Source organism: Mycobacterium sp. WUMAC-067, assembly GCF_020217485.1.
In the GTDB taxonomy this organism is placed as follows: domain Bacteria; phylum Actinomycetota; class Actinomycetes; order Mycobacteriales; family Mycobacteriaceae; genus Mycobacterium.
On record NZ_JAEKMI010000021.1, the window covers coordinates 73,670 to 96,770 of the forward strand.

General features: G+C 70.0%; 19 protein-coding genes and 2 pseudogenes. 6 read left to right on the forward strand and 15 right to left on the reverse strand.

All coding sequences use genetic code 11. The features are described from left to right. Positions 1-9 precede the first annotated feature (9 nt). The 4 genes from rimM to JF781_RS16390 all read right to left on the reverse strand — a co-directional run bounded on the left by rimM (position 10) and on the right by JF781_RS16390 (position 1,901). The gene (rimM, locus tag JF781_RS16375) at positions 10-525 is read right to left on the reverse strand and encodes a ribosome maturation factor RimM (protein ID WP_225328584.1); all 516 of its coding nucleotides are present in this window, start codon (positions 523-525) and stop codon (positions 10-12) included. Between the two features lie 23 nt (positions 526-548). Further along, positions 549-791: an RNA-binding protein gene (locus JF781_RS16380; RefSeq protein ID WP_003878715.1), complete on the reverse strand. Its 243-nt coding sequence runs from the start codon at positions 789-791 to the stop codon at positions 549-551. Positions 792-799: 8 nt separating this feature from the next. Next, positions 800-1,321, reverse strand: coding sequence for a 30S ribosomal protein S16 (gene rpsP, locus JF781_RS16385; protein ID WP_225328585.1), 522 nt, complete (start codon positions 1,319-1,321; stop codon positions 800-802). 160 nt (positions 1,322-1,481) lie between these two features. Then, the gene (locus JF781_RS16390) at positions 1,482-1,901 is read right to left on the reverse strand and encodes a nuclear transport factor 2 family protein (protein WP_225328586.1); all 420 of its coding nucleotides are present in this window, start codon (positions 1,899-1,901) and stop codon (positions 1,482-1,484) included. Positions 1,902-1,960: 59 nt separating this feature from the next. On the opposite strand from JF781_RS16390, the pseudogene JF781_RS16395 reads away from it, so the two are divergent. Next, positions 1,961-2,847: pseudogene (locus JF781_RS16395) on the forward strand (D-alanyl-D-alanine carboxypeptidase family protein). Positions 2,848-2,863: 16 nt separating this feature from the next. Here JF781_RS16395 and JF781_RS16400 read toward each other — a convergent pair. The 4 genes and pseudogenes from JF781_RS16400 to ffh form a co-directional block, all read right to left on the reverse strand. Continuing rightward, complete coding sequence (locus JF781_RS16400) at positions 2,864-3,457, reverse strand: TetR/AcrR family transcriptional regulator (RefSeq protein ID WP_225328587.1); 594 nt, start codon at positions 3,455-3,457, stop codon at positions 2,864-2,866. A 1-nt stretch (position 3,458) separates the two neighbouring features. After that, positions 3,459-5,255 (reverse strand): amidohydrolase family protein, encoded by a 1,797-nt coding sequence (locus JF781_RS16405; RefSeq protein WP_225328588.1) that lies wholly within the window; start codon positions 5,253-5,255, stop codon positions 3,459-3,461. Between the two features lie 145 nt (positions 5,256-5,400). Beyond that, positions 5,401-6,589 (reverse strand): annotated as a pseudogene (locus JF781_RS16410) (amidohydrolase family protein). A 42-nt stretch (positions 6,590-6,631) separates the two neighbouring features. Continuing rightward, entirely contained in the window at positions 6,632-8,197 is a 1,566-nt protein-coding gene (gene ffh / locus JF781_RS16415) for a signal recognition particle protein (protein ID WP_225328589.1), read from the reverse strand. A gap of 195 nt (positions 8,198-8,392) precedes the next feature. Between ffh and JF781_RS16420 the strand changes: the two genes are divergently transcribed. From JF781_RS16420 to JF781_RS16435, 4 genes are all read left to right on the forward strand, one after another. Further along, a complete protein-coding gene (locus tag JF781_RS16420; protein WP_225328590.1) occupies positions 8,393-9,187 on the forward strand; it encodes an alpha/beta hydrolase in 795 nt (264 codons plus the stop codon). Between the two features lie 101 nt (positions 9,188-9,288). Continuing rightward, positions 9,289-11,052, forward strand: coding sequence for a DEAD/DEAH box helicase (locus JF781_RS16425; RefSeq protein WP_225328591.1), 1,764 nt, complete (start codon positions 9,289-9,291; stop codon positions 11,050-11,052). Positions 11,053-11,109: 57 nt separating this feature from the next. Next, a complete protein-coding gene (locus JF781_RS16430) occupies positions 11,110-11,538 on the forward strand; it encodes a DUF6188 family protein (protein WP_225328592.1) in 429 nt (142 codons plus the stop codon). Between the two features lie 21 nt (positions 11,539-11,559). Beyond that, positions 11,560-11,928, forward strand: a complete 369-nt coding sequence (locus JF781_RS16435) for a VOC family protein (protein WP_225328593.1) — start codon at positions 11,560-11,562, stop codon at positions 11,926-11,928. Positions 11,929-11,967: 39 nt separating this feature from the next. Here the strand turns inward: JF781_RS16435 and JF781_RS16440 are convergent, their stop codons facing one another. From JF781_RS16440 to JF781_RS16470, 7 genes are all read right to left on the reverse strand, one after another. After that, positions 11,968-14,430 (reverse strand): [protein-PII] uridylyltransferase, encoded by a 2,463-nt coding sequence (locus JF781_RS16440; RefSeq protein ID WP_225328594.1) that lies wholly within the window; start codon positions 14,428-14,430, stop codon positions 11,968-11,970. Between the two features lie 45 nt (positions 14,431-14,475). Continuing rightward, positions 14,476-14,814 carry a nitrogen regulatory protein P-II gene (glnB, locus tag JF781_RS16445; protein ID WP_003878721.1) on the reverse strand — a complete coding sequence of 113 codons (339 nt, stop codon included), beginning with the start codon at positions 14,812-14,814 and terminating at the stop codon, positions 14,476-14,478. Then, positions 14,811-16,232, reverse strand: coding sequence for an ammonium transporter (locus JF781_RS16450; protein WP_225328601.1), 1,422 nt, complete (start codon positions 16,230-16,232; stop codon positions 14,811-14,813). The genes glnB and JF781_RS16450 overlap by 4 nt, the downstream gene beginning before the upstream one ends. Positions 16,233-16,387: 155 nt before the next feature. Continuing rightward, positions 16,388-17,725 carry a signal recognition particle-docking protein FtsY gene (gene ftsY, locus JF781_RS16455; protein WP_225328595.1) on the reverse strand — a complete coding sequence of 446 codons (1,338 nt, stop codon included), beginning with the start codon at positions 17,723-17,725 and terminating at the stop codon, positions 16,388-16,390. A 59-nt stretch (positions 17,726-17,784) separates the two neighbouring features. Beyond that, a complete protein-coding gene (gene smc / locus JF781_RS16460) occupies positions 17,785-21,375 on the reverse strand; it encodes a chromosome segregation protein SMC (RefSeq protein ID WP_225341283.1) in 3,591 nt (1,196 codons plus the stop codon). A gap of 160 nt (positions 21,376-21,535) precedes the next feature. Next, positions 21,536-21,829: an acylphosphatase gene (locus JF781_RS16465; RefSeq protein WP_225330624.1), complete on the reverse strand. Its 294-nt coding sequence runs from the start codon at positions 21,827-21,829 to the stop codon at positions 21,536-21,538. Then, on the reverse strand, positions 21,816-22,229 hold the full coding sequence (locus tag JF781_RS16470; RefSeq protein ID WP_225330623.1) for an OsmC family protein: 414 nt from the start codon (positions 22,227-22,229) through the stop codon (positions 21,816-21,818). Before JF781_RS16470 ends, JF781_RS16465 begins: the two co-directional genes overlap by 14 nt. 52 nt (positions 22,230-22,281) lie before the next feature. Between JF781_RS16470 and JF781_RS16475 the strand changes: the two genes are divergently transcribed. After that, positions 22,282-23,055, forward strand: a complete 774-nt coding sequence (locus JF781_RS16475) for a PIG-L deacetylase family protein (RefSeq protein ID WP_225330622.1) — start codon at positions 22,282-22,284, stop codon at positions 23,053-23,055. Positions 23,056-23,101: the final 46 nt, after the last annotated feature.

Sequence of the window (23,101 nt, forward strand, 5' to 3'; positions counted from 1 at the left end):
CTCGCGGGCCTATAGATCCAGTAGGCCTTCGGGCGGATCGATCTCGATGGTGCCGTCGCGCAGCGACACCGAGGTGACGATCGCGGTCACGAAGGGCACCAACACCTCGCCGGATTCGCGCCGGACCGCCAACAACTCCCCCGCGGCGGTATGCAGGACCTCGGCGACGACACCGACGTCCTCGCCCGTGATCGTCCGCACGTGTAGGCCTTCGAGCTGATGGTCGTAATAGGTGTCCGGCTCGTCGATCTCGGGCAGGTCCTCGGAATCGACGACGAACAGGGTGCCGCGCAGCGCGTCGGCGGCGTCGCGGTCCGTGACGCCGGCCAGCCGCACCAGCAGCCGCCCGCCGTGCTCGCGCGCGGTCTCGATCACGCAGCTGCGTTCCGCACCCCCACGGGAGGGCTTGGCCCGCAACGTGTTACCCGGCGAGAACCGGGCGGCGGGATCGTCGGTGCGGATTTCGACCACCAGCTCACCGCTGATGCCGTGCGCTTTCACCACGCGCCCGACGGTCAACTCCAAGGGAGTTCCATGAGAGCGCCGGCCTACTGGTCGGTGTCCACCACGTCGACGCGGATGCCGCGACCGCCGATGCCGGCGACCAGCGTGCGCAACGCGGTCGCCGTGCGACCGCCGCGGCCGATCACCTTGCCCAGGTCGTCGGGATGGACGTGGACCTCGACCGTGCGCCCCCGGCGACTGGTCACCATGTCCACCCGGACGTCGTCGGGGTTGTCGACAATCCCGCGAACCAGGTGCTCAACTGCGTCAACGACAACCGTGCTCATCGCCGCGGTCAGCTTTCGGTGGTCGACTCGGCCTGCTCGCCGCCCTCGGCGGGCGCCTCAGCCGGCTTGGTCTCGGCGGTCTCGGCGGCAGGCTCGGCGGCGGGCTCGGACTCGCCCTCGGCGGCCTTGGCGGCCTTCTTGGCCGGTGACTTCTTCTTCGGCTTCGCGGCCTCGGTGGTCGGTCCGCCTTCGGCCTCGGCCAGCGCGGCGTTGAACAGCTCGAGCTTGCTGGGCTTGGCGGGCTTGACCTTCAAGCGGCCCTCGGCGCCGGGCAGGCCCTTGAACTTCTGCCAGTCGCCGGTGATCTTCAGCAGCTTGAGGACGGGCTCGGTGGGCTGGGCGCCCACGGACAGCCAGTACTGGGCGCGCTCGGAGTCGATCTCGATGAGGCTCGGGTCTTCCTTCGGGTGATACCGGCCGATGACCTCGATGGAGCGACCGTCGCGCCGGGTCCGTGCGTCGGCGACGGCGATGCGGTACTGGGGATTGCGGATCTTGCCAAGCCGGGTGAGCTTGATCTTGACAGCCATGGTTAAGCGACTTCTCCTGTGTGTGTCACGCTGCAATTCAGCGATCGGGGCGGGAATGCCCGGATCCGGTTTTGCCTCGCGTGTCTGACCACGAAGCGATGCGTGATCGCTCGGCGGACAGCCGCCTATTGTGCCAGACCAGTGGCGGCGATCAGAAATCTCACATCACCTTCTGGAAGACCTTGGTCTCCACCCGCCGCGTCATCCGCCAGCCCTTGGGGGTGCGCGCGAACTCGTCGTCGTACCAAAGGCCGCAGAACAGCACCTGATCCTGTTCGCCGCCGAGCACCATCGGGTTGAAGCAGATCACCCGCGACGACGCCGTGTCCCCGTCGATGCGCACCGAGAAGTTGCCGAGCATGTGCGCATACACCGGGAAGTTGGGCAGCACCTCGGCCAGCCACTTCTTGACCTCGGGATAGTGGCCCTCGATGCCCCCTAAGGCCGTGTAATCGATATAGGCGTCAGGGGTGAACACCCGGTCCAGGTCGTCGAAGCGGCGGTTGTCGATCGCGGTGGAGTAATCCACCAGAAGCTGCTGGATCTCCAGGCGGTCGGATATCTCGGCCAGGCTCAACATGCATCGGACAGTAGACGAAAATCCGCGCCGAAAAGGGCCGGAAGTTAGACTTTCGGCCCATGCGCAAGCTCATGGCCTCGGTGTCCAGGATGGCCGCGGCGCTGGTCGTCGCCGGGGCGTGCGGTGCTATCGCGCCCACGTCCTGGGCCGACAGCAGCCAACCGGTCGGCTCGATTCCCATCCCCGACGGCCCGGCGCAGACGTGGATCATCGCCGACCTGGACAGCGGTCAGGTGCTGGCCGGCCGCGACCAGAACGTGGCCCACCCCCCGGCGAGCACCATCAAGACGCTGTTGGCCCAGGTGGTCCTGGATTCGGTGAGCCTGGATTCCACGGTGGTCGCCGACGTCGCGGACACCCAGGTCGAATGCAACTGCGTCGGCGTCAAACCGGGCCGCACGTACACCGCGCGCCAACTCCTCGACGGCCTGCTGCTGGTCTCGGGCAACGACGCCGCCAACACGTTGGCCCACATGCTGGGCGGCCCGGAGGTCACGGTCGCCAAGATGAACGCCAAGGCGGCCTCCCTGGGCGCCACCAACACCCATGCGGCGACGCCGTCCGGTCTGGACGGCCCCGGCGGGTCCGGTTCGTCGACGGCGCACGACCTGGCGGTCATCTTCCGCGCCGCGATGGCCAACCCGGTGTCGCGCAGATCACCGCCGAGCCGTCGGCGATGTTCCCCGGCGAGAACGGCGACCACCCCATCACCAACCAGGACGAGTTGCTGCAGCGCTACCCCGGCGCGATCGGCGGCAAGACGGGGTTCACCAACGCCGCCCGCAAGACCTTCGTCGGCGCCGCCGCGCGCGGTGGCCGCCGGCTGGTGATCGCCATGATGTACGGGCTGGTGAAAGAGGGCGGGCCGTCGTATTGGGATCAGGCGGCGACGCTGTTCGACTGGGGATTCGAGCAAAGCCCGCAGGCCGGCATCGGCTCGCTGTAATTGCCGCTCGCGCAACTTAATTCGGCAGCGCCGCGGTCAGTAGCGTCATCAAGACCGGGATCCGCTGGGCCGCGATCTCCGGTTGGGGCAGCACCCCTTCCACCACGGCGGCGCCGTCGAACACGTTGGTCATCAGCGCCACGAACACCGGGAAGGTGTCGTCCGGAAAGTGCTCGGCTCCCGGCAGCGCCCGGGCGGCGTCGTGGATCTTCGCCGCATACTGCCCCAGCTCGTGTTGCAAAGTCTCCCTGAGCTTTTCGTCGGTGCGGGCGGCCACCAGGAGTTCGTAGATGACGGCATTGGTGGCACCGCTGGTGATGTCGCGCAGGATCACCAGCGCCGCCTCGAGTGACGGCTGGTCGGCGGGTATTTCGGCGACTCGCTTGGTGAACCCTTCCACCTGGCGACGCAGCACCTCGGAGGCCGTGGCCGCCATGAAATCGCCCATGGTGTCGAAGTGCCGGAACAGCGCGCCGACCGACACGCCGGCCCGCTTGGTGATCACCGCGGCGGATGCCCGGGCGTAGCCGACCTCGATGATGGTGGCGATGCAGGCGTCGAGGAGTCGCGCGACCGTTTCTTCCCGGCGCTGTTGCTGAGTCCTCGCCATGTCAGGCGCTTCGCCTCGCGGCGCCCTGCGGCCGACAGGTGCGCTCGCCGGCCCGCAGGTAACGGCCCGACTTGACCGTTTGCCCGTAGCCGTCGCGGAATTGGCCCCCGCCGAACACGACGACACCACCCACGCCGGTGGCGACGACGGCGTGGTCGTTGCGGTTGACCATGCGGCGCAGGCCGCCGTAGAACGGCACCGCTTCCTCGTGGTAGCCGTCGACGGACTCGTCGAGACCGGCCGGGTCGATCACGACGAAGTCCGCACGATCGCCTTGCCGCAGCGTGCCGGCGTCGATGCCGAACCACTCGGCCAGTTCGCCGGTGAGCCGGTGCACCGCGCGCTGGGTCGAGAGGAAGGGCGCGCCGGCCGCCTGCGCGTCCTTGGTGCGCTTGAGCATGCGCAGTCCGAAGTTGTAGAAGGCCATGTTGCGCAGGTGCGCGCCGGCGTCGGAGAAGCCCATGTGGATGCTGGGGTCGGCGGCGAGCTTGTCGAGCTGCTTGGGCCGGTGGTTGGCCACGGTGGTGGTCCACCGGACGTTGCGCTCGCCGTTCTCGACGAGCACATCGAGGAACGCGTCCAGCGGGTGCAGGCCCCGCTCGTCGGCGATCGCGCCAAAGCTCTTGCCGATCAACGACTTATCGGGGCATTCGACGATCACCGCGTCGTGGAAGTCGCGGTGCCACAGCGACGGCCCGAGCTTGACGCGGTCGAACTCGCGGCGGAATCGACGGCGATAGGCCTCGTCGGCCAGGAGTTCGTTGCGCTGCAACTGATCACGCAGATGCAGCGCGGCGGTGCCCGCGCCGAACTCCTCGAATACCGGCAGATCGATTCCGTCGGAATACAATTCGAACGGCACCGGCAGGTGCTGGAATCGCACGCTGGACCGCAGCAGCTTGTTGAGGACCCGGGTGCCGAACCCGAACGTGTGCACGGCGAGCGGCATCGACTTGGCGTCCGCGGAGACCAGCATGCTCATCCGGACTCCCTTGCCGCGACCGAAGATTCGGCTGCTGGTCAAGAAGAACATCAGCGACAGGATCGGGTTCTCCAGGTTCGGCGCGCTCTGCAGAATCCGGCCGCGCCTGCGCAGGACCTTGATCAGTCTGCGTCGTTCCCGCCAGGTCGCGAACGTGGACGGCAGGGCGCGGGACCGGAAGCGCTCGCCGTCGAGTTTGTCGATGGCCGCGTCCATCCCGGACATGCCGAGCACCCCGGCGTCGAGCGCCTCGTCGAGCAGCGCCGCCATCTTCTCCAGCTCCTCGTCGGTGGGCCGGACCGTGGGGTCGGTGGCCCGTTCCAGTCCGAGCACCGAGGTGCGCAGGTCCGAATGACCAAGCAGCGAACCGACATTCGGGCCGAGCGGCAGGGCATCGATCGCCTTGACGTATTCCGCCGCCGTCGACCAGGTCCTGCCCGAACTCAGCGCGCCGAACACGTATTCGCGGGGCACCGCTTCCACCCGGCTGAACAGATCGGCGGCGTCCTCGGAATCGGCGTAGACCGTCGACAACGAGCAGTTGCCGAGCAGCACGGTGGTGACGCCGTGGCGCACCGACTCGCGCAGGCCGGGGTCCAGCAGCACCTCGGCGTCGTAGTGGGTGTGCACGTCGAGGAAGCCGGGCACGACCCACTTGCCGGCCGCGTCGATCACCTCGGGGCAGCCGGTCTCGTCCAGCGGCTCGGCCGATACCGCGGCCACGACGCCGTCGCGGATGCCGAGCGTGCGGGTCAGCGGCGCGCTGCCGGTGCCGTCGAACCACAATCCGTCGCGAACGATCACGTCGTAGGCCATTGGCTTCCTCCAAGTCGCGGTTGCCCGAACGCTAACATAGATAGCAAGTACTCGCAATCTTTTTTGGGTGCACGGCAGCGGCGGCGTCCACGCCTGCTGGTAAGTCTGCGTCACCGAGACGCGGCGACGACGGCGACGCGCCCGGCTACGCCGGTGAACGGAAAATCTTGCCGCGCAACATGATCAGATCGGGATTGTTCAGCACGGCGGGCCCCGACCGGGGATCGCGGGCAAAGCACAGCAGGTCGGCCGACGCGCCGTGATCGAGCCCCGGGCGTCCGAGCCAGCCCCGCGCGTCCCAACACGCCGCGCCCAGCGCCTGCGTCGGGCTCATCCCGATGCCCTTGAGCGCTTCGACCTCGTCGGCGATGCGACCGGGGGCGACCATGGTGCCGGCGTCACTTCCGGCGTAGATCGGCACGCCCGCTTCCCGGGCCGCCGCGATCCGCGACAGGCCGCGCGCATGCAGGTCGCGCATGTGGGCGGCGTAGGCCGGATACTTGGCGGCGGCCTCGGCGATCCCGGGGAAATTCTCGATGACGTTGACCAGCGTGGGCACCAACACGGTGCCGCGCTCGACCATCAGCTCGATGGTGTCGTCGGTCAGCCCGGTGCCGTGCTCGATGCAGTCGATGCCGGCGTTGATCAGGCCGGGCAGCGCGTCCTCGCTGAAGACGTGCGCGGTGACCCGGGCGCCGTGGGCGTGGGCGGTTTCGATCGCGGCCTTGAGCACGTCGTCGGACCACAGCGGCGCGAGGTCGCCGACGCCGCGATCGATCCAGTCGCCGACCAGCTTGATCCAGCCGTCACCGCGGCGCGCCTCCTCGGCCACCGCCTCCGGCAGTTGCCACTCGTCTTCCAGCTCGCGCGAGAAGCCCGCCGCGTAACGCTTGGGTCTGGCCAGATGCCTGCCGGCGCGGATGATGCGGGGCATGTCGTCGCGCTCGTCGAGGCTGCGCGTGTCGGTGGGCGAACCGCAGTCCCGCAACAGCAGCGCGCCGACGTCGCGTTCGATCTCGGCCTGGGCGACCGCCTCGCCGAGGGGGATCTCGCCGTGCTGGCCGAGGCCGACGTGGCAGTGGGCGTCGACCAGCCCGGGCACGATCCACCCGCCGTCAAAGACGGTGTCGGCGCCGGCGACCGGTTCGGTGCTGATCCGCCCGTCGACGATCCACAGTTGGATCTCGGTCTCGTCGGGCAGTGCCACGCCCCGCACGTGCATGCGCACGGCGGCGGCTACCTGCTTCCGGTCCAATGGTGACGACCCGCTTCGCCCGGTCCCCCGCAAGCGGGAGGTGCCCCCGCCGCCGCGCTCGCGATCGTTCCGGTCCAATGGTGACGACCCGCTTCGCCCGGCTCCGCCGCGCTCGCGATCGTCACGACTTGCCCGGGAACTTCAGCTTGGACAGGTCGAAGTCGGCCAGCCCGGGCGGCAGCTCGTTGAGACCCTCGGGCATCTGCGACAGGTCGGGGAACCCGGCCGGCATGCCCGGCATCCCGGCGCCCAGCGGGTTGCGCACCTTGGGCGGGGTCGGGCCGCGTCCGCCCTTCTTGGCTTTTTTGCCCGCCTTGCCCTTGCCCGATTTGGCTTTGCGCGTCGCCGACTTGCGGCCCATCCCGGGGATGCCCATGCCGCCGAGCATCGACGACATCATCTTGCGGGCCTCGAAGAAGCGGTCGACCAGCTGGTTGACCTCGGACACCGTGACGCCCGAACCGTTGGCGATGCGCAGCCGGCGCGACGCGTTGATGATCTTCGGATCGGCGCGCTCGGCGGGCGTCATGCCGCGGATGATGGCCTGTAGGCGGTCGAGTTGACGGTCGTCGACCTGGGCCAGCGCGTCCTTCATCTGCCCGGCCCCGGGCAGCATGCCCAGCAGGTTGCCGATCGGCCCCATCTTGCGGATGGCGAGCATCTGTTCCAGGAAGTCCTCGAGCGTGAGCTCGCCGCTGCCGATCTTGACCGCGGCGGCCTCGGCCTGCTCGGCGTCGAAGACCTGCTCGGCCTGCTCGATCAGGCTGAGCACGTCGCCCATGCCCAGGATGCGGCTGGACATCCGGTCCGGGTGGAAGACGTCGAAGTCCTCCAGCTTCTCGCCGGTGGAGGCGAAAAGGATTGGCACACCGGTGACCTCGCGCACCGACAGCGCCGCCCCACCGCGGGCGTCGCCGTCGAGCTTGGTCAGCACCACACCGGTGAAGCCGACGCCCTCGCGGAAGGCCTCCGCGGTGGTGACGGCGTCCTGGCCGATCATCGCGTCCAGGACGAACAGGACCTCGTCGGGGTCGACGGCGTCGCGGATGGCCGCGGCCTGGGCCATCAGCTCGTCGTCGATGCCCAGCCGGCCGGCGGTGTCGACGATGACGACGTCGAAATGCTTGGCGTTGGCTTCGGCGATCCCCGCCGCGGCGACCGCGACCGGGTCGCCCGGCCCGGATTCCGGAGACTCACCGGGGTGCGGCGCGAACACCGGCACGCCGGCGCGCTCACCGACGACCTGCAGCTGGTTCACCGCGGCCGGGCGCTGCAGGTCGCAGGCCACCAGCAGCGGGGTGTGGCCCTGCCCCCGCAGCCAGGCGGCCAGCTTGCCGGCCAGCGACGTCTTACCGGAACCCTGCAGACCGGCGAGCATCACGACGGTCGGCGGCGTCTTCGCGAACGCCAGCTGCCGGGTCTGTCCGCCCAGGATGCCGACGAGTTCTTCGTTGACGATCTTGACGACCTGCTGCGCCGGGTTGAGGGCACCGGAGACCTCGGCGCCTTTGGCGCGGTCCTTGATCCGGGTGACGAAGGCGCGCACCACGGGCAACGACACGTCGGCTTCCAGCAGCGCCAACCGGATTTCGCGGGTGGTGGCCTCGATATCGGCGTCGGTCAGTCGACCCTTGCCGCGTAGCCCGGCAAGGGCGCCGGTCAATCGGTCGGACAGCGATTCAAACACCCCGCCAGCCTAGTGGTGATCGCCAGCCCCGCGCCGCGGGGCGCAGCGGGTCACCACTCATCGGGCCGAGTGAGCCCGGTGGGGCGGACTCGTCGTCGCCCCTCGACGCGACACTGCAACCACGCACACGACACGCCGCGAACGATGTTCGTAATTTCAGTCACGCGGGGACGGCGAGCGGGTTTGAATGGTCGAGTGCTCGAGGTGATCGACAAAGGGTCCTGCACCGAAGCGCATCCAGTGCCGCTGCTCTTCGTCCACGGCGGGTGGCACGGCGCATGGTGCTGGGAACACTTCCAGGACTTCTTCGCCGACGCCGGCTACCGCACGGTCGCGGTGAGCCTGCGCGGGCACGGCACCAGCCCCACGGCGAAGCCGTTGCGCAAGGTGTCCATCGCCGACTACATCGAGGACGTCCGTTCGGTGGCCGACGACCTGGGCGGCGGGCCGATCCTGATCGGACACTCGCTGGGCGGCTTCGTGATCCAGCGCTACCTCGAAGACCGCAGCGCCCCGGCCGCGGTGCTGGTGGGCTCCGTGCCGCCGCAGGGCGTGCTCACCTTGGCGTTGCGGGTCTGGCGCCGCCGGCCGTCGATGACGATGGAATCGTGGAGCGATCCCACGCTGCTGAAATTCCTCGCCACCCCGGCGCTGGCCCGCGAGTACCTGTTCTGCCCCGACACGCCCGAGGACGTCGTCGAGGCCTGCCGGCAACAGGCCGGGGCCGAGAGCGTTCGGGCCGCCATGACCGATCCGATCATCCGCCGCGTCAAAACCAAGCGGGTGACGACGCCGATCCTGGTCCTGGGCGCCGAGTACGACGGCTTCGTTAGCGTCCGCGAGGTGCGTAACACGGCGCGCGCCTACGGAACCGAGCCGGAATTCTTCCCCATGGGCCACAACATGATGCTCGAACCGGGCTGGGCCGACGTCGCCGAACGCATCCGCGACTGGCTGCAAGCCCACGAAGCGGTGACCCACGCGCGATAGCGAGTCGAGTCGCTCCAACACCGAAAAGCGTTGGCGTGCTAGATTTCACAGCCGCCACTCAACCGAGCTGGCCGTGTCGAACAGCAACGATTGGGGGGCCTGTGTCGATGCCGGCCAGCAGCATCCAAGCGCGGACCGACACCGACCACAGCGACCACAGCGGCACCACCGTGCTGCGCGGCTGGCAGCGCAGGGCGCTCGTCAAATACCTCGCCGGCCAGCCGCGCGACTTCCTGGCGGTGGCCACCCCCGGATCCGGCAAGACGACGTTCGCGCTGCGGGTGGCGGCCGAACTGCTCGCCCAGCGCGCCGTCGAGCAGGTCACCGTCGTGGTCCCCACCGAACACCTCAAGGTGCAGTGGGCGCAGGCCGCGGCGCGGCACGGCATCGCCCTGGACCCGAGATTCTCCAACAGCAACCCGCGGATCGCGCCGGAGTATCACGGCGTCATGGTCACCTACGCTCAGGTCGCCGCGCACCCCACGCTGCACCGCGTCCGCACCGAGCAGCGCAAGACGCTGGTCATCTTCGACGAGATCCATCACGGCGGGGACGCCAAGACCTGGGGCGACGCCATCCGCGAGGCCTTCGACGACGCCACCCGCCGGCTCGCGCTGACGGGCACGCCCTTTCGCAGCGACGACAGCCCCATCCCGTTCGTGACCTACGAGGCCGGTCCCGACGGCATACGGCGGTCGCAGGCCGATCACACGTACGGCTACACCGACGCCCTGGCCGACGGCGTGGTCCGGCCCGTGGTCTTCCTCGCGTACTCCGGGGAGGCGCGATGGCGCGACAGCGCCGGCGAGGAGCACGCGGCCCGACTGGGCGAGCCGCTGTCCGCCGAGCAGACCGCGCGGGCGTGGCGCACGGCGCTGGATCCCGCTGGCGAGTGGATGCCCGCGGTGATCACCGCCGCGGATCTGCGGCTGCGCCAGCTGCGCACGCATGTGCCCGACGCCGGCGGCATGATCATCGCCTCGGATCAGACCGCGGCCCGCGCCTATGCCACCCTGCTGACGAAGCTGACCGGCGAGGCGCCGACGCTGGTGCTCTCCGACGACCCCGGATCCTCCGCGCGCATCAGCGAATTCGCGGCCAGCACCAGCCGCTGGCTGGTCGCGGTGCGCATGGTCTCCGAGGGCGTCGACGTGCCGCGGCTGTCGGTCGGCATCTACGCCACCAGCGCCTCGACCCCACTGTTCTTCGCCCAGGCCATCGGCCGCTTCGTGCGGTCACGGCGCCAGGGCGAGATCGCCAGCATCTTCGTGCCGTCGGTGCCCAACCTGCTGCAGCTGGCCAGCGAGCTGGAAACCCAGCGCAACCACGTGCTCGGCGAGCCGCACCGGGAATCCGAGGGCGACCCCCTCGACGGCGATCCGGCCACCAAGGCGCAGGACGAGAAGACCGACCTCGACAAGGGATTCACCTCGCTGGGCGCCGACGCGGAGCTCGATCAGCTCATCTTCGACGGATCGTCGTTCGGCACCGCCGCTCCGGCCGGCAGCGACGAGGAGGCCGACTACCTCGGCATCCCCGGCCTGCTCGACGCCGAGCAGATGCGCGCGCTGCTGCACCAGCGCCAGGACGAACAGCTGCAGAAGCGGGCCCGACTGCACCAGGAGGCCGGATCGCCGGGGTCCGTCGAACCCCCGTCGGTGACGGTGCACGGCCAGCTTCGGGAGCTGCGCCGCGAGCTCAACGCCCTGGTCTCGATCGCCCATCACCGCACCGGCAAGCCGCACGGCTGGATTCACAACGAATTGCGGCGCCGCTGCGGCGGTCCCCCGATCGCGGCGGCGAGCCGCGAACAGCTGCGGGCGCGCATCGACGCCGTGCGCCGGCTCAACGCCGAGCAGTCCTGAGCCGGGGCGTGCCCGGCACGCTTGTGCATGTGACAAATTGGGGCCAGAGTGGAATCTATGACCGAACAGAAAGTGATCGAGCAGTGGCTCGAAGGCTGTGCGGTGCAGCGGATCATGTTCCGCGACGGTCTGGTACTGAATTTCGAGGACTACAACGAACTTGTGATTACGGCACCGATGCGTCTGACCCTGCCGGCCATCGAAACCTCGCCCGCCGAAGTGATCGCGATCGACCCGAACGACCCGGCGAACCAACTGCGTCCGCTCTTCGATTTCTCCGGGTCAACCTGCACCGGTGCCGTCTGGAACGACGCCGGAGATCTCCATCTCGAGTTCTCCGACGGTCACCGGATCGACGTGCCGTCGAACGACAACGTCACCGCGTGGGAGCTGTATAGCAAGTACCACGGCTATGCCGCCTGCCTCGCGCACGGCAAAATGCGGGTCGTTCGCCTCGATACGGCCGGGGCCGACGGCGACCGCTGAGCCGGCGCGTGGGTGTATTTCATGCGTCGCGTGGACTACGTCATCCAGTATGTCGAATCGCTCAGCAGCTCGGTGGCGTTCTACCGCGACGTGATCGGGCTCGAGGTGCGCATCGAAGGCGACGGCTACGTCGAGTTCGAGATGGCGAACACCAAGTTCTCGCTGTTCGAACGGTCGAAGCTTCCGTCGCTCATCGGCCGCGAGGGCGGCGCCCCGCCGTGCGGCGAGATCGGGTTCCTGACCGACGACGTGGACAAGGAGGCCGAACGGTTGAGGGCCCTCGGTGTCGAGATCCTCACCGGACCGGTGGACCGGCCATGGCGGGAAAGGACGCTGCACATCGCCGACCCGGACGGCAACATCATCGAGTTCGCCCAGAAGTTGCGCTGATCACCGGGCCGTCGTTTGGGGGCGCCGTCGTAATCGGGACTAATCGCCGACGGGTTCCTCGAGCACCTCGACCGCCGGGCTGCCGAGCGCGGCGAGCAGGCTCTGCTCGACCGCGTCTCGCGCGGCTTGCCCGCCCGAGGCGGCCGTCACGCAGAAGACGTCGGCCGCCGTCGACCCGAACGTGTTGACCTTCGCCCAGACGATGTCGGTTCCCGCCCGCTCCAGCGCCCGGGTCAGCAGGGCGAGCAGCCCAAGGCGGTCCATGGCGCGCACCTCGACGATCAACTGGCCGGCGGTGGCCGTATCGACCCACAGGATGCGGGGCGGGGCGGTCGAGCGCGTCACGGGCACCCCGACCTGGACCTCACCGGCCCGCGTGGCCGCCGCGCCGGCGGCGTCGCTGTCGCGCTTCTCCAGTGTGCCCAGCACGTCGACATCACCGGCGAGCGCGCCGGTGAACTGCTGGCGCAGCAGGCCCGCCTCCGGCGGCGCGCCGAACAGCGGCGACACCACGAACTCGACGACCGCGAAGCCCGCGTCGGTGCTGGCCGATGCCGAATGGATGCGCAGCGAGTTCAGCGCCAGCACCGCGGCGGCCTTGGAGACCAGCCCCCGCTGATCCGGGGCGGCCATCACCACGTCCAGCCGCTCGCCGCCGCTGGGCTTGATCTCCACGTGGACCGCGCGTTCGGCGGCAAGCGAAAGGTATTGGGGCGCAGTCGGTTCGGCCTCGGGAAGTGGCTCCCCCGCCATCACCAGCCGGCAGCGCCGAACGAGCTCCTCGACCAGGGACGCCTTCCATTCGCTCCACACCCCCGGCCCGGTGGCCTTGGAGTCGGCTTCGGTCAGCGCGTGCAGCACTTCGAGCAGCAGCGGATCGCCGCTCAGCGATTTCGACACGCGCTCAATGGTTTTGGGGTCGTTCAGGTCACTGCGGGTCGCCACCACCGGCAGCAGCAGGTGGTGGCGGACCAGCTGCGCGAGCGTCTCGGCGTCGGCGGGCGAAAGCCCCAGCCGGGGCCCGATATCCAGGGCCAGCCCCGCGCCGAGCACGCTGTGGTCGACGCCGCGGCCCTTGCCGATGTCGTGCAGTAGCGCGCCGAGCGCGAGCAGGTCGGGCCGCGCCACGCGGGTCGCCAGCGGCGCGGCGTTGACGGCCGTCTCGATGACGTGGCGGTCCACCGTCCATTTGTGGGCGACGTCGCGCGGCGGCAGGTCGCGGATCGCGTCCCACTCGGGCAGCAGCCGGCCCCACAGGCCGGTGCGGTCGAGCGCCTCGACGGTGGCCACCGTCGTCGGGCCGGCGGACAGCACAACCAGTAAGTCGTCCAACGCTTCCTGCGGCCAGGGCACCGGCATCTCGGGCGCGCCGGAGGCGAGGCGGCTCAGCGTGGCGGCGCCGATCGGCAGCCCGGTGTCGGCCGACGCGGCGGCTACCCGCAGCACCAGGCCCACGTCGGTGTCGGGCCGCGCGTCGCGGGCGAGCACGATCTCTCCGGCGTATTCGACGACACCCTCGTCGAGCGGGCGGCGTTTGGGCCGGCGCACCAACGCCGAGACGCCGCGGCGCGGCAGCGCGTTCTCGGCGGTGCGCAGACCGGTCTCGGCGTGGTAGGCGATGGTGCGACCGGCGTCGGACAGCTTGCGGGCCAAGTCGAATCGGTCGCCGATGTGTAACGCGGCGCTGAGTTCGTCGCCGTATTGGGCCAGCAGCTGATCGCGACCGCGCCCCGACACCCGGTGCAGCTCGGTGCGCACGTCGAGCAGCGTCAGGTGGGCATCGTCCAGCGAGCCGCCCGGCGATTCCGGGCGGGCCATGCCGTGGCGGTCGATGAGCTGGGCCACGCCGAGCGCGTCCAGCAACTGCACATCGCGAAGGCCGCCGCGGCCCGACTTCAGGTCCGGTTCGGCCCGCTGCGCGATCCGGCCGCAACGCTGCCAGCGGGCGTTGGTCATCTCGACGAGCTCGTTCATCCGGGAGCGAATCGCGCTGCGCCACTGGCGCCTTGCGCCGGCGATCAATTCGTCGGACAGCCGCGCGTCGCCCGCGATGTGGCGCGCATCCAGCATGCCCAAGGCCGCGATCATGTCGCCATTGGCCACACCCAGGGCCCCGGAGACGGTCCGCACGCTGTGGTCGAGCCGAACGTTGGCGTCCCACAGCGGATACCACAGCTGGTCGGCGATCTTCACCAGCACGTCGTCGGACTTGTTGTCGTGCAACAACATCAGATCCAGATCCGAATACGGCAACAGCTCGTGGCGGCCCAGCCCGCCGATGCCGACGATCGCGAAGCCGCTCTCGTCGTCGATCTCGATCTCGGCCGCCTTGGCCATCAGCCACGATTCGTGCAGATCCAGCCAGGCGTGCCGCAGTTCGGCGGCGTGCAGCGCGCCGCCCTCGGACAGCAGTTGGCGCCGCGCGGCAGCCAAATCGTCTGCCCCGCCGGCACTTCCTGTCACCGCTAGGTGCCCGGGCGGATCGGAGCAGTTCGGGGTCATGCCCGCGCGGCCCGCCCGGGTCGAATCAGCAATTGACGAAAAGTGTCATAGCGCATCGGTTCCACGCTCGCCGGTGCGCACGCGCACAATGGTTTCCACGGGACTGACCCACACTTTGCCGTCACCGATCTTGCCGGTGCGCGCCGCCCGCACGATGCTGTCCACGACCTTGTCGACGATGGAGTCGTCGACGACGACCTCGATCCGCACCTTGGGCACGAAGTCGACGGAGTATTCGGCACCGCGGTAGACCTCGGTGTGACCCTTCTGCCGTCCGTAGCCCTGGATTTCGCTGACCGTCATCCCCAGGACGCCCGCGTCCTCGAGGCTGGTCTTCACGTCATCGAGCGTGAACGGCTTTACGATCGCGGTGATCAGCTTCATGACTGCTCTGCCTCCACTTTGTCGCCCACTCGGTCCTCCTTCACGCCGTTGCGGGTGTCCGCGACAGCGACCCGGGGCGGGAGCACCGAGCCGGTAGCCACCGCGAAATCGTAACCACTCTCGGCGTGCTCGGCCTCGTCGATACCCGTGGCTTCCGCTTCTGGGTTGAGGCGAAGCCCGATGGTGTACTTCAGGATCAAAGCCAGGATCAGCGTAATCACCCCAGAGTAGATGAGGACGCTGAACGCGCCGATCGCCTGCCGCTCGAGCTGGGCCCAGCCGCCGCCGTAGAACAATCCCTTCGACACCCCGACCACGCCGTTGATCGCCGGGCTCTCCGGGGCGGCGAGCAGGCCCACCAGCAGCGTGCCGGCCAGGCCACCGACCAGGTGCACCCCGACCACGTCGAGCGAGTCATCGAAGCCGAACTTGAATTTCAGGCCGACGGCCAGCGCGCACACCACCCCGGCGACCAGGCCCACGACCAGCGCGCCCAGGACGTTGACCGACGAGCAGGACGGCGTGATGGCGACCAGGCCCGCGACGATGCCCGACGCCGCCCCCAGCGTCGTCGCCTTGCCGTCGCGGATGCGTTCGGTGAGCATCCAGCCGAGCATCGCGGTGGCCGTCGCGACCGTGGTGGTGATGAAGGTCGTCCCGGCGACGCCGTTGGAGCTGGTGGCCGATCCGGCGTTGAACCCGTACCACCCGAACCACAGCAATCCGGCGCCGAGCATCACGAACGGCAGGTTGTGCGGGCGGAACAGCGTGGTGGGCCAGCCGCGCCGCTTGCCGAGCACGATGGCCAGCATCAGGCCCGCCACACCGGAATTGATGTGGACCGCGGTGCCGCCGGCGAAGTCGATCGCGTGCAGCTTGTTGGCGATCCAGCCGCCGTGCTCGGAGGCGAAGCCGTCGAACGCGAAAACCCAATGGGCGACCGGGAAGTAGACGAACGTCGCCCACAGCCCGGCGAACACCAGCCAGGCGCCGAACTTCAGGCGGTCGGACACCGCGCCGGAGATCAGCGCGACCGTGATGATCGCGAACATCAGCTGGAACGCCACGAACACCGTGGCGGGCAGGGTGCCGGCGAGCGGAATGTCCGTTGCCGCAGTGCCTTTGCTCGGGTCGGCGGCCACCGCGTTGACACCGATGAGGCCCTTCAGGCCCCAGTAGGACGTCGGCTTGCCCATGAAGTTGCCGACGTCGTCGCCGAAGGCGACCGAATAGCCGTAGAGCACCCACAACACGGTGACCACGCCCATCGCGCTGATGCTCATCATGAGCATGTTCAGCACGCTTCTGGCGCGCACCATACCGCCGTAGAAGAACGCCAGGCCCGGCGTCATCAACAGCACCAGCGCGGAACTGGCCAGCATCCAGGCGGTATCGCCGGTGTTGGGCTGGCCCAGCATCGGGTATGTCACTCGCAATCTCCTCCGGTCGGGCCGCAATGGGACGTCAGACACGCGTCTGGTGACCTGATCCAGAAGATTGCGCAATGGTTGTTTCGGCGATGGTGCCGTCGTGTTTCGGCGGGATTAACGTCCCGCGCGCCGCCGCGGCGGTGTCAGCCGAGCAGCGCGTCGACGAAGGCGGCCGGTTCGAACGGCGCGAGGTCGTCGGGGCCCTCGCCGAGCCCGACCAGCTTGACCGGCACCCCGAGCTCCTGCTGGACCCTAAAGACGATGCCGCCCTTGGCCGTTCCGTCCAGCTTGGTCAGGACGGCGCCGGTGATCTCGACGACCTCGGCGAACACCCGGGCCTGGGCCAGGCCGTTCTGCCCGATGGTGGCGTCGAGCACCAACAGCACCTCGTCGACCGCGGCGCGCCGGGTCACCACCCGCTTGACCTTGTCGAGCTCGTCCATCAGCCCGACCTTCGTGTGCAGCCGGCCCGCGGTGTCGATGAGCACCACGTCGACGCCGGCGGCGATGCCCTTGTCGACGGCGTCGAACGCCACCGACGCCGGGTCGGCGCCCTCGGCCCCGCGCACCACCTCCGCGCCCACCCGCGACGCCCAGGTTTGCAGCTGATCGGCGGCCGCGGCCCGGAAGGTGTCGGCGGCGCCCAGGACGACGCGCCGCCCGTCGGCGACCAGGACACGGGCCAGCTTGCCGACGGTGGTGGTTTTCCCGGTGCCGTTCACGCCGACGACCAGCAGTACCGACGGATGGTCGGCGTGCGGCAGCGCCCGAATCGAGCGGTCCATGCCGGGCTGCAGCTCGGTGATCAGCACGTCGCGCAGCACGGCCTTCGCGTCGGCCTCGGTGCGCACGTCGCTGCCGGCCAGCCGGGCGCGCAACTGGGTGATGACCGATTCGGCGACGACGGGGCCCAGGTCGGCGACGAGCAGGGTGTCCTCGACGTCCTGCCAGGCGTCCTCGTCCAGGTCGCCGCCGCCGATCAGGCCCAGCATGCTGCGGCCGAAGGCGCTCTGCGAGCGGGCCAGCCGGCCGCGCAGCCGCTCCAGGCGGCCCTCGGGCGGCGCGATCTCCTCGATCGCGGGGGCGGCCGGGGCTTCAGGGGCCGCCGGGGCCGCGGGGGGTTCGGGTTCGGGTTCGGGCTCGGGCTCCGGCGCCGGCGCCGGCGGTGTGACGGTCTCGGGTTCGGGGAGGTCGACGTCGGAGATGGTGCGCCGCGGCGCGTCGCGCGGGATGGTGGCGTCGTCGCCCACCCCGGGCAGCCCGGTGGTGTCGAGGCGCTCGCCCGGCGCCACGGTCGGTGTCTGGCTGAAGGTGATGCCCGAGGACGCGGTGTATCCGCCGGAGCGGTCGATCGCCCCGGGTTCGGTCCGGGTCGAGAAGCTGATCCGGCGCCGGCGGTACCGCAGCAGGCCGAGGACCAGCGCGACCAGGACGACGAGAACTATCAGGACCGCGAGCGCGATCCAAAGACCTTGGGACACGCTGACATTGTTTCAAGCGGGCCGGTGCCGGTCGGTCACCGGGGCGGCCGACCCGCTGATCAGGTCGCGACCAGCTGCTCCACCTGCTGGCCGCGCATCCGCTGGGAGATCACCGCGGTGATGCCGTCGCCCTGCATGGTCACGCCGTAGAGCGCGTCGGCGACCTCCATCGTCGGCTTCTGGTGGGTGATGATGATGAGCTGCGAGCGCGCCCGCAGCAGCTCGAAGAGCGAGATCAGGCGGCGCAGGTTGGTGTCGTCGAGGGCGGCCTCGACCTCGTCCATGATGTAGAACGGCGACGGGCGGGCCCGGAAGATCGCCACCAGCATCGCCACCGCCGTCAGCGCCTTCTCGCCGCCGGACAGCAGGGAGAGCCGGGTGACCTTCTTGCCCGGCGGGCGGGCCTCCACCTCGATGCCGGTGGTGAGCATGTCGCCCGGATCGGTCAGCCGCAGCCGGCCCTCGCCGCCGGGGAACAGCACGGTGAAGACCTCGGTGAATTCGCGCTCCACGTCGGTGTAGGCCTCGCTGAACACCTGCAGGATGCGGGCGTCGACCTCGTCGACCACACCGAGCAGGTCCTTGCGGGCGGCCTTGACGTCCTCGAGCTGGGTGGACAGGAAGTTGTAGCGCTCCTCGAGCGCGGCGAACTCCTCCAGCGCCAGCGGGTTGACCCTGCCCAGTTCGGCCAGTTCGCGCTCGGCCCGCTTGGCCCGCCGCTCCTGGGTGGCGCGGTCGTAGGGAATGGGGGCCGGCGCGAACACCTGCTCGCCGCGCTCCTTGGCCTGCTCGTATTCGGCCATCTCCAGGTCGCTCGGCGGCAGCTCGTTTTGCGGGCCGTACTCGGCGATCAAATCGGCGGGCGCCATGCCGAACTGCTCGAGCACCATCTGCTCGAGCTGCTCGATCCGCATCGCCGCCTGGGCGTTGGCCACCTCGTCGCGGTGCAGCGAGTCGGTCAGGGCGGCCACCCGGGCGCCCAGCGCGTTCACCTCGTCGCGCACCGCCGCCATCGCGGTCGCGCGCTGCTGGCGTTCGGCCGCCAGGGCATCGCGGATCTTGGACGCCGAGTCGACGACCCCGTTCAGCCGCTGCGCCAGCAGCCGGCCGGAGTCGGCCACCGCGGCCGCCACCGCGGCGGCGCGCAGCCGCGCCTCACGTGCTTGCTGGGCCCGCACCCGGGCTTCGCGCTCGGCGGCGGCCGCGCGGCGCAGCGAATCCGCCCGCCCGCGCACCGCGTTCGCGCGTTCTTCGGCGGTGCGCACCGCGAGCCGGGCCTCCACTTCGACGCTGCGCGCGTTGTCGGTGGCGGCGGCGATCTGCTGCCGGTTCACGGGTTCTTCCGCCGGTGCGTGCTGGGTCTCCTGGGCGTTGCGCAGCCGGGTTTCCAGTTCGGTGACTTCGGCGACGGTCTGGGTCCGGCCCGCCTCGAGCTCCTCGCGTTGCCGCAGCAACCGGCTCCACTCGTCCTCGGACATGCGGGCTTCCTGGCCGAGCCGGCCCAGCTGTTCGTACATCCCCGAGATGGCGCTGTCGGATTCGTTGAGGGCGGCCAGCGCCTGCTCGGCGGAGTCCTGACGGGCGGCCTGCTCGGTCAGCGCGCCGGACAGCGCCGCGCTCAGCTGGGCAACCCGGGCCTCCGCGGCGGTCAGTTCGTCGCTGGCCTTGTCGATCTCGGACGTCACCTCGAGCGTGGACAGCTTGCGGTCGGAGCCGCCGCTCACCCAGCCGGCACCCACCAGGTCGCCGTCGAGGGTGACCGCGCGCAACCGGGGATGCTCCGCCACCAGGGCCAGCGCCCGGTCCAGGTCGTCGACCACCGCCACGCCCGAGAGCATCGCCGTGATCGCCCCGCGCAGCCGCGCGGGAGTGTCGATCAAGTCGAGCGCCCACAGCGCCCCCGCCGGGGCGGCCTGCGGCGCGGGGTGATCGGCGGGCCAGTCCCCGAGCACCAGCGCGGCCCGGCCGCCGTCGGCCTGTTTGAGCGCGGCGACCGCGGACCGGGCCGCGCCGAAGCTTTCGGCGGCCAGCGCGTCGGCCGCCGATCCCAGCACCGCGGCCAGCGCCGCCTCGTAGCCGGAGCGAACCTTCACCAGCTTGGCCATCGGACCCAAAAGTCCTGTGCCGGAATGGTTTTGGGTGAGCCAGGCGGCGCCGTCCTTGCGTTCGAGGCCGACGGCGAGCGCGTCGATGCGGGCCCGCAGCGACGCGACCTGGCGTTCGGCGTCCCGCTCGGCGGACTGCAGTTCGGCCACCCGCGCGTCGGCCAACCGCAGCGCGGCCACGGTGCGTTCGTGGTGCTCGTCGAGGCCCATCTCGCCCTGATCGAGTTCCCCGACGCGCCCCTGCACGGTTTCGAATTCGGCCTTGGCCTGCTGGGCGCGGGCGGCGGCGGCTTCGATGCGTTCGGACAGCCGCGCGACGCTGTCGTCGATCGACTCGACGCGCGCCCGCATCGTCTCCACCTGACCGGCCAGGCGCGCCAGACCTTCACGCCGATCCGCCTCGGCGCGCACCGCCGCCATGTGGGCGCGGTCGGCCTCGGCGGCCTCACGCTCGCGCTCGGCCAACTCGGCGCGGGCGCCATCGAGCCGGGCGCGCGCCGCGGTCAATTCCGCCAGCAGCCGCTGCTCGGCGACCGCGACCTGCTCGGCCTCGGCTTCCAATGCGTCGGGGTCGGTGTCGCTGGTCGCCACCGGCTCCACGTCGAGGTGCTGGGCCCGCTCGCTGGCGATCCGCACGGTCGCGGCCACCCGCTCGGCCAGCGCGGACAGCGCGAACCAGATGTGCTGCACCGATTCGGCGCGGCTGGAGAGCTCCCCGACCGCGGTTTCGTGCGCGGTGAGCTCCTCGGACGCCACGGCCAGTCGCGCGGAGGCCTCGTCGTGCTCGCGCCGCATGGCGGCCTCGGCCTCGAAGATGGCCTCGCGCTCGCCCTTGCGGTTGACCAGGTCGTCGGCGGCCAGCCGCAGCCGCGCGTCGCGCAGGTCGGCCTGGATCGTCTGGGCGCGACGGGCCACCTCGGCCTGGCGGCCCAACGGTTTGAGCTGACGGCGCAGCTCGGTGGTCAGGTCGGTGAGCCGGGCCAGGTTCGCCGACATCGCGTCGAGTTTGCGCAGGGCCTTTTCCTTGCGCTTGCGGTGCTTGAGCACGCCGGCGGCTTCTTCGATGAACGCGCGACGGTCCTCGGGCCGCGATTGCAGAATCTCGTCGAGCTTGCCCTGCCCGACGATGACGTGCATCTCCCGGCCGATCCCGGAGTCGCTCAGCAGTTCCTGGACATCCATCAAACGGCAACTGCTGCCGTTGATTTCGTATTCGCTGGCGCCGTCGCGGAACATCCGCCGGGTGATCGAGACCTCGGAGTACTCGATGGGCAGCGCGTTGTCGGAGTTGTCGATGGTGACGGTGACTTCGGCGCGGCCCAGCGGGGCGCGCGACGAGGTCCCGGCGAAGATGACGTCCTCCATCTTGCCGCCGCGCAGGGTCTTGGCCCCCTGCTCCCCCATGACCCAGGCCAGGGCGTCGACGACGTTGGATTTGCCCGAGCCGTTGGGCCCGACCACCGCGGTGATGCCCGGCTCGAAACGCAGAGTCGTCGGCGAGGCAAAGGACTTGAAGCCCTTCAGCGTCAGACTCTTGAGGTACACGGCGAGCCAGACTACCGCTCAAAGCACCCCGGGCAGGCTCACCGAGGGGTGTCGGCCGGCCCGAAATATGCCGGCGGTGTCGCCGGGCGACGCACTGGTCACAGTGGTCACATCAGCCACGAGAGAACGCTGCCACGCCCCGCGACGGCGCGCGCCCGCGTCACCGCTCGACGAATCCCTCGAAGCGCTCCTGGGGCTCCGACCAATCGGCGACCACGTTGTCGACGCGTCCGGGCTGGGCGGGCCACGTCGCGCCGCCGCGCAGCAGCTCCAGCAGCTTTTCGCCGGCCTCCCGCGGCCCCTGGGCGACCACCAGCACGCGGCCGTCGGCCTGGTTGGCCGCGTACCCGGTCAGTCCCAGCTCCAGCGCCCGGCAGCGCGTCCACCAGCGGAAACCGACCCCCTGGACGTTCCCGTGCACCCAGGCGGTCAGCCGGGCGTCAGGATCCGACATCGGTGACCTCGACGTCGACGGTGGTGCCGGACTTCAGGGTGCGCCCGACGGTGCACACCTGGTCGATGGCCCGGTTGACCACGACCAGCAGGCGCTCCTTCTCGTCTTCGGACAAGGCCGACAGGTCCAGCTCCAGCGTCTCCTCGAGCAGCGGATAGCGCTCCTGCTCGCGGTCGGCGGCGCCGGAAACCCTGATGACCGCCTTGTAGTCGTCGCCCAGCCGACGGGCCAGCGGCAGGTCGCTGGACATCCCGCTACAGGCCGCGAGCGCGATCTTGAGCAGCTCGCCGGGCGTGAACACGCCGTCGACGTCCTCGGAGCCGACGAGTACCTGCGCTCCCCGCGAGCTGTATCCCGTGTAGCGGCGAGTCCCGGTGCGCTCCACCCATAGTTCGGCCATGGCTCATTTCTACCGGGCGGCCACGTCGTGACGCGCGGGCATACTGTTTGGCATGGCCACCGTCGTCGCGTTCCACGCGCACCCCGACGATGAGGTGGTGCTCACCGGCGGCACCCTTGCGCGCGCGTCCGCGGCCGGACATCGCGTCGTCGTGGTCACGGCGACCGACGGGCGGGTGCACAACGAGGACGACAACCGGCTGGGTGAACTGCGGTCGAGCGCAAGCATTCTCGGGGCGCAGCGGGTGGAGTGTCTCGGCTACGCCGACAGCGGCTACGGCCCGCTGTTCTACCCGGATCCGCCCGGGCGCACCCGATTCGGACGGGCGGATCTCGACGAGGCCGCGGGGCGGCTGGCCACCATCCTTCGCGACGAGGACGCCGATCTGCTGCTGAGCTACCAGCCCAACGGCGGCTACGGCCACCGCGATCATGTGCAGGTGCATCGCGTCGGCAAGCGAGCCGCCGAGCTCGCCGCGATTCCCCGGGTCCTCGAGGTGACGATGCCGCGCGAAATGCTGCTTCGCGTCAGCGATCTCGCACACCTGCTGCGGCTTCCCGGGCCCTACGAACGCGACATCGTCCGGGGAGCGTATGCCCCACGCGCGACGATCACGCACCGGGTCAACGTCTTTCGGTTCGCGCGCCAAAAGCGGGACGCTTTTGCCGCCCACCGCTCCCAGATCGGCAGTTCGGGACTGGCGGCGCGCCTGTTCGGGCTCCTGATGCGGTTGCCGCCGCAGGTGTTCGGCGCGCTGTTCAGCCACGAGTGGTTCGTGGATCCGGCGTTGCCCACGGGGACGCTGCGCCGCGACATCTTCGAGTGAATCTGTCTTGCCGCGAGAGTGCAGTTAGCGACGAGTTTCGCGAGGC